Below are 6,557 nucleotides of genomic sequence, written 5' to 3' on the forward strand. Positions count from 1 at the left end.
CCGAACGTCCCCCCGTCGAACAACACGAACCGCACCTCCTCCACCCCCGTATCAGCCGCCCGCACCGTCTCCACAGCGACCCGCGCCGCCTCCTCCACCGGCCACCGGTACACCCCTGTGGAGATCGCCGGGAACGCGACCGTCCGTGCCCCCACCTCATCCGCCACCCGCAGCGACTCCCGATAGCAGAACGCCAGCGGAGCCGGATCGGAGCCGGGCCCCTGCCACACCGGACCCACCGTGTGGATGACCCACTCCGCCGGGAGATCCCCCGCCGTCGTGGCGACCGCCTCGCCCGTGGGGAGGCCCCCGCCGTAGTGGGAGGCGCGGAGGTCGCGGCAGGCCGCGAGGATCGCGGGGCCGCCGCGGCGGTGGATCGCTCCGTCCACCCCTCCCCCGCCCAGCAGGGACGAGTTCGCCGCGTTGACGATCGCGTCGACGCGCTGTTCGGTGATGTCGCCCTGGACGAGGGTGATCGTGGTCATCGTTGCCTCAGCCTTCTCCAGACGTACTTGGCCGCGTTGTGGCCCGACATGCCGTGTACCCCGGCGCCGGGGGGAGTCGCGGAGGAGCAGAGGAAGACGGCGGGGTGGGGAGTGCGGTACGGGAACAGGGTGGGGCGGGGGCGCAGCAGGAGTTGGAGGCCGTCCACCGCGCCGCAGGCGATGTCGCCGCCGATGTAGTTGGCGTTGCGGGCGGCCAGCTCGGGTGGGCCTGCCGTGGCCCGGGCGAGGACTCGGTCGCGGAAACCCGGTGCGAAGCGGTCCAGTTGGCGTTCGATCGCGTCCGTCAGGTCGCCCTGCCAGTTGTTGGGGACGTGGCCGTAGACCCAGAAGACTTGCTTGCCCTCGGGGGCGCGGGTCGGGTCGGCCACGCTGGGCTGCACCGTGATCAGGAACGGTGGGTCGGGGGCGCGGTTCTCGCGGGACGCGGCGCGCAGGGCGCGGTCGATCTCGGCGCGGTTCGCGCCCAACTGGACCGTGCCGGCGACGCGGGCCTCGGGGGCGGTCCACGGGACCGGGCCGTCCAGCGCGTAGTCGATCTTGAAGACGCTGGGGCCGTAGCGGTAGCCGTCGTAGTGGCTGCCGAAGCCTGCGATGCGGGCCAGTGCCGTCGGTGAGGTGTCGAAGATGTAGGCGCGGGCCGGGGGGAGGTCGTCCAGCCGTTTGACCTCGTAGTCGGTGTGCACCGTGCCGCCGAGGTCGGTCAGGTACGCCGTCAGCGCGTCCGGGATCGACTGGGAGCCGCCCAGCGGTACCGGCCAGCCCCGCGCGTGTGCGGCGAGTGCGAAGAGCAGGCCGATCGCGCTGGTGGCGAACCCGCTCAGCGGGGCGATCGTGTGGGCGACCAGGCCGGAGAAGAGGGCCTTGAAGCGCTCGTCGTGGAAGCGGCTCATCAGGGCCGTCGCGGGCGGCAGGCCGGCCAGGCCGAAGCGGGCCAGGGTGACCGGGTCGCGCGGCAGCGCGGTCAGCGGCAACGACATGAAGTCCCGCAGCAGGGTGTCCCACCGGTGCAGGAACGGCGTGATCAGTCTGCGGTACGCGCCCGCGTCGCGCGGGCCGAAGGACGCGGCCGTCTCCGCCACCGAGCGGGCCAGCACCGCCGCGCTGCCGTCCAGGAACGGGTGGGCCATGGGCAGCTCGGGGTGCAGCCACCGCAGCCCGTACCGCTCCAACGGCATCGCGCGGAAGGCGGGCGAGTTGACGCCCAGGGGATGCGCGGCCGAGCAGGGGTCGTGCCGGAAGCCGGGCAGCGTGAGTTCCTCGGTGCGGGCGCCGCCGCCCACGGTGGAGCGCGCCTCGAAGACGGCCACGGAGAAGCCCCGGCGGGCCAGCTCCACGGCGGCGGTCAGCCCGTTCGGCCCCGCCCCCACCACGACCGCGTCCAGCATCGACGGCACCTTCCGACCCCCTCGTCAGCCGATGGCAACTCCGATCAGCATAGGCCGGGGCACTCTCACCGGCCCCGGTCGCTCATCTCACCCCGTGCGCAGCAGCTCCCCCACCCGGCGGGCCGTGGCGGCGTCGCGCGCGGCGGTGAACGGCAGCGCGTTGCCCCCGGTTATCCGGAACGGCTCCCCGGTGAGCGTGAGGTGGGCACCCCCCGCCTCCTCCACCAGCAGCAGGCCCGCCGCGTGGTCCCAGGCGGCCTCCCAGGAGAACGCCACGGCGTCGGTCTCGCCCCGCGCGATGGCCAGGTACTCCAGGCCCGCCGAGCCGCAGGAGCGCGGGGCGACCCCGTCGGTCCACAGGGCCCGCAGCGCGCGCTTCTGGTCCTCGGTGGTGTAGTCCGGGTGCGAGACGGCGACCTTGAGATCCCGGCCCGGCCCGGGCGGCCCGGCGAAGAGCCGCTCCCCGTCCAGGAAGGCGCCCTTGCCGCGCACGGCGGTGGCGAACTGGTCGCGGACCGGCGCGTACGTCCAGGAGGCCAGCACGGTGCCCCGGTGGGCGAGCGCGACCAGGGTGCAGAAGCCGTCGTTGCCGTGCACGAACTGGCGGGTGCCGTCGACCGGGTCGATGATCCACACCGGTGCGTCGCCCCGGATGGCCTCGTACGTCGCCGGGTTCGCGTGCACCGCCTCCTCGCCGACCACGACCGAGCCGGGCAGCAGGGCGCGCAGCTCCTCGGTGAGGCGCCGCTCGGCCAGCCGGTCGGCGTCGGTCACCAGGTCGTGCGGCCCGCTCTTCTGGTCCACCTCGTGCTCGGCCAGACGGCGGAAACGGGGCAGGATCTCGGTGGCCGCGGCCTTGCGGATCGCCTCCTCCACGTCGGCGGAGTGGTGGGCGACAAACTCCTCGATGGTTCCGGTGTCGTCGATCATGTGTCCATGAGACCACGGTCCGGCGATATCCCCCTCACGGCTGTGGATAACCTCCCTGCCCGGCCGCTCACAGCAAGGCCGGGACCGCTCAGCGGCCCACCGCGTACCCCTGCATCCCCCGCGGATTGGCCGCGGCGGACAGCACCCCGGTGGCCGGGTCGCGGGCGACCGCGCAGAGCCGGCCCTCCGACCACGCCGGGCCCACGGTCACGTCGTGCCCCCGGCGCCGCAGCCCGGCGACGACCTCCTCGGGCATCCGGGACTCGACGGTCACGCTGCCCGCCCGCCAGCCGCGCGGGTAGAACGAGCTGGGGAATCCGTCGTTGTGCCAGTTCGGGGCGTCGATGGCGCCCTGGAGGTCGAGCCCGCCCCGGACCGGTGCGCTGAGGACCGCCGCCAGGAAGAAGTGCGTCTGCCACTGATCCTGCTGGTCACCGCCGGGCGTGCCGAAGGCCAGCACCGGCACACCGTCCCGCAGGGCGAGCGACGGGGAGAGGGTCGTACGGGGGCGGCGGCCGGGTGTCAGGGTGTTCGGCAGGCCCTCCTCCAGCCAGGTCATCTGGAGTCGGGTGCCGAGCGGGAAGCCCAGTTCGGGCACGACCGGGTTGGACTGCAGCCAGCCGCCGCTGGGCGTGGCGGCGATCATGTTGCCCCAGCGGTCGACCACGTCGAGATGGCAGGTGTCCCCGCGCGTGGTGCCGTCGGCGCTGACGCGCGGTTCGGCGACCACGGTGGGCTCTCCCACCGCCGCCGTGGCGACCGTGGGCTCTCCCACCCCCACGGCGCCGTCCGGCACGCGCGCGTGGGCGAGCTTCGGCAGCCGGGGCGTACGTCCGCCGGGGCTGCCCGGCCGCAGCTCCCAGGAGGCGTCGGCGCCGATCAGGTCCCGCCGGACGGTGTTGTACTCCCCGGACAGCAGCTCGGTGAGCGGCACCTCGTCCGCGTCGCCGTACCACGCCTCGCGGTCGGCCATGGCGAGCTTGCAGCCCTCGATCAGCAGGTGGACGTAGTCGGGGCCGCCGTACTGCGGGAGGTCGGCCGGGAGGAGGGCGAGCTGCTGCAGGAGGGCCGGACCCTGGCTCCAGGGGCCCGCCTTGCAGAGGGTCCAGCCGTTCCAGTCGTACGTGGCCGGAGCCTCGTAGGTCGCCGTCCAGTCCGCGAGGTCGGACTCGGTGAGGGTGCCGGTGTGCCGGGCGCCGCTGGAGTCGAGGGTGGGGCGGCGGGACTGGCGGAGCAACGCCTCGGCGATGAAGCCCGTACGCCACACCGCGCGGGCGGCGTCGATACGGGCCTCCCGGCCGCCCGCGCCCGCCGTCTCGGCCAGCAGACGCTTCCAGGTCGCGGCGAGGGCGGGATTGCGCAGCAGCTCACCGGGGCGGGGTGCGCGGCCACCGGGCAGGTACACCTCGGCCGAGCTGGTCCACTCGGTCTCGAACAGTTCCCGCACGCTCTCCACGGTGGCGGTGACGTTCTCCACGGGCGGGTGGCCGTGCTCGGCGTATCCGATGGCGTGCTTCAGCACCTCGTCCAGCGGTTTGGTTCCGTGGTCGCGCAGAAGCAGCAGCCAGGCGTCGAAGGCTCCGGGGACGGCGGCCGCGAGGGGGCCGGTGCCGGGGACGAGGTCCAGTCCGAGGCCCCGGTAGTGCGCGACGGTGGCGCCCGCCGGGGCGACGCCCTGCCCGCACAGCACCTGGACCTGGCCGCCGACGGGGGCGAGGAGGATGGGCACCTCGCCCGCCGGGCCGTTCAGGTGGGGCTCCACGACGTGCAGCACGAACGCGCCGGCCACGGCCGCGTCGAAGGCGTTGCCGCCGTCCTCCAGCACCGCCATGGCCGACTGCGAGGCCAGCCAGTGGGTGCTGGACACCATGCCGAAGGTGCCCTGGAGGGTGGGACGGGTGGTGAACATACGGCCTCTTCTCTGCACGGGCTCCTCTGCGCACCGGCTCTTGCCCGCCCGGTGACTCATGCAGGATGAAACTTGTTCCGGACGGGCAGATGCAAGAGGCACACGCGAGAGGGCCCCGCGAGCGAGCGCACCCGCGGGGCCGTCGTGCGAGAGCGGGACTCAGGCCGTGTGCAGCGTCAGCCCGTACCGGCTCAGGATCTCGTTGATCGGCTGGAACCAGGTCTCGCCGCCGCTGGAGCAGTTGCCCCAGCCGCCGGAGGTGACGCCCTGGGCCTGGTCGCCGCTGATGAACGCGCCGCCGGAGTCACCGGGTTCGGCGCACACGCTGGTCTTGGTGAGCTGGTGCACCGCGCCCTGGCTGTAGTTGACGGTCTCGTTCAGCGCGAGCACGCTGCCGCAGTGCCAGTGGCTGGTCGAGCCCGAGCGGCAGATGGAGGTGCCGGGAGGCGCCACGTTGGAGCCGCGCACCAACTGGTCGGAGGTGGTGCCCCAGCCGAGCACGACCGGTACGGTCCACCAGCCGCTGCCCACGTTGACCCAGGCGTAGTCGTTGTCGGGGAACGACGAGCCCTGGAAGTTGCCGACGTAGGACTGGTCCCAGCCGTAGACGGCGGCGGACGGCTGGCCGCAGTGCCCGGCGGTGACGAAGCCGCCGTACACCGAGAAGCCGATGGAGCAGCGGACGTTGCCCGTGTAGTACGGGTCGCCGCCGACCGTGCCGGCCGCCAGGGTGCTCGCGGACTCGGCGACCTTGTGGACGGTGACGGGGCCCGCCTCGCGGGCGCTCGCCAGGAAGCGCTGGACATCGTTGTCGGCGGCCTTGGAGCGGACCACGTCGATCACGACGGATCCGGCGCCCGGGTCGACGTGCCAACTGGTCACGGACTTGGGCGCCTTGAGGCGGTCGACGCGCGCCTTGGCCGCGTTCAGCTCGCGGGCGCTGTGGTCCACCGTGCGTACGGTGGCGCCGGCGTCGCGGAGCTTCTGGCGGACGCCGGCGGAGGCGTCGTCGGTCACGGCCACCGTCAGGCGGTTGCTCTTGGCATCGAACCAGGAGCCGCCGTAGGCCGCGCCGGCGGTCGCGCGGGCCTTCGGGTCGAGGGCGGTGGCCGCGCGTTCGGCCTTGAGGCGGGCCTCGGCCTGGGACTTGGTGAGCCCGAAGTCGTGCTGCATCGCGGTCAGCAGGCTCTTGGAGGCGGGGGCTTCGCCGGCACTCTGCGCGGCGGCGGGGAGGGTGCCCGCCGCGGAGAGGCCGCCGAGCATGAGGAGTGCGGCCGCGGCGGCGCGCATGACTTTCTTGCGGCTCATGGGGAGTTGCCCTTCGTCGTTCCAGCGAGGTGGGGGTGGAACAGCCGACGTCTGAGAGCGCTCTCATCAGTGCGGGGCAGAGCCTAGCGGCACCTTTACAACAGGTCCATGCCAATCACACGCCCTCTCTTACCGACATGAAGGAGGGGGGAATATGGGCGATTTGCGCCACCTCGGCACACGGGCCGCGTCACGGCTCAAGTACGCAGCGAGTTCGGGCTTCCGTGGCGCGGACCCCTCGTGTGAGACTGGCGTCCCCCGTCCCTGCGGACCCCTTCCGTCACCCCCTCTCCCACGAGAAGTGCGCCGTGAGTTCTCTGCCTCTGCCGCTCGCCCTCACCGCTCGTCTGTCCCCGGTCGTCGTGCTGGCCGTCGCGGGCTGGGCCCTCAGCTCGGGTCCCGCCGCCACCGCCAACTCCGGCCCGGCGCCCACGAGTCAGGCGTCCGCCGGTGCCTCCGCCGCCCCGGCCGCGTCCTCCGCCGCGCCCGCCACGAAGACGTACGACGCCGCGCCCGCGC

At 73.4% G+C, this 6,557-nt stretch carries 5 protein-coding genes and 1 pseudogene; 1 reads left to right on the plus strand and 5 read right to left on the minus strand.

Annotated elements, in window-relative coordinates:
• The 5 genes from GT030_RS07145 to GT030_RS07165 all read right to left on the minus strand — a co-directional run.
• A partial coding sequence (locus tag GT030_RS07145) for an O-acetyl-ADP-ribose deacetylase (RefSeq protein ID WP_161200351.1) occupies window positions 1-485 on the minus strand: 485 nt, incomplete at its 3' end.
• Window positions 482-1,900 carry an NAD(P)/FAD-dependent oxidoreductase gene (locus GT030_RS07150; RefSeq protein WP_346009584.1) on the minus strand — a complete coding sequence of 473 codons (1,419 nt, stop codon included), beginning with the start codon at window positions 1,898-1,900 and terminating at the stop codon, window positions 482-484. The genes GT030_RS07145 and GT030_RS07150, both read right to left, overlap by 4 nt.
• A gap of 78 nt (window positions 1,901-1,978) precedes the next feature.
• Window positions 1,979-2,821, minus strand: a complete 843-nt coding sequence (locus GT030_RS07155) for an inositol monophosphatase family protein (protein ID WP_161200353.1) — start codon at window positions 2,819-2,821, stop codon at window positions 1,979-1,981.
• Between the two features lie 88 nt (window positions 2,822-2,909).
• The gene (locus GT030_RS07160) at window positions 2,910-4,730 is read right to left on the minus strand and encodes a gamma-glutamyltransferase (protein WP_161200354.1); all 1,821 of its coding nucleotides are present in this window, start codon (window positions 4,728-4,730) and stop codon (window positions 2,910-2,912) included.
• A 159-nt stretch (window positions 4,731-4,889) separates the two neighbouring features.
• A complete protein-coding gene (locus tag GT030_RS07165; RefSeq protein WP_161200355.1) occupies window positions 4,890-6,038 on the minus strand; it encodes a S1 family peptidase in 1,149 nt (382 codons plus the stop codon).
• Window positions 6,039-6,346: 308 nt separating this feature from the next.
• Here GT030_RS07165 and GT030_RS07170 point away from each other — a divergent pair.
• Window positions 6,347-6,557: pseudogene (locus GT030_RS07170) on the plus strand (hypothetical protein); the annotation flags it as partial.

The sequence above is a fragment of the Streptomyces sp. SID1328 genome (genome assembly GCF_009865595.1).
Taxonomy (GTDB): domain Bacteria; phylum Actinomycetota; class Actinomycetes; order Streptomycetales; family Streptomycetaceae; genus Streptomyces; species Streptomyces griseoluteus.

Bases quoted from the DNA above. Each gene is read 5' to 3' on its own strand.
- GT030_RS07165 (WP_161200355.1), bottom strand. From the start codon at position 6,038: ATGAGCCGCAAGAAAGTCATGCGCGCCGCCGCGGCCGCACTCCTCATG.
- GT030_RS07160 (WP_161200354.1), bottom strand. From the start codon at position 4,730: ATGTTCACCACCCGTCCCACCCTCCAGGGCACCTTCGGCATGGTGTCC.
- GT030_RS07155 (WP_161200353.1), bottom strand. From the start codon at position 2,821: ATGATCGACGACACCGGAACCATCGAGGAGTTTGTCGCCCACCACTCC.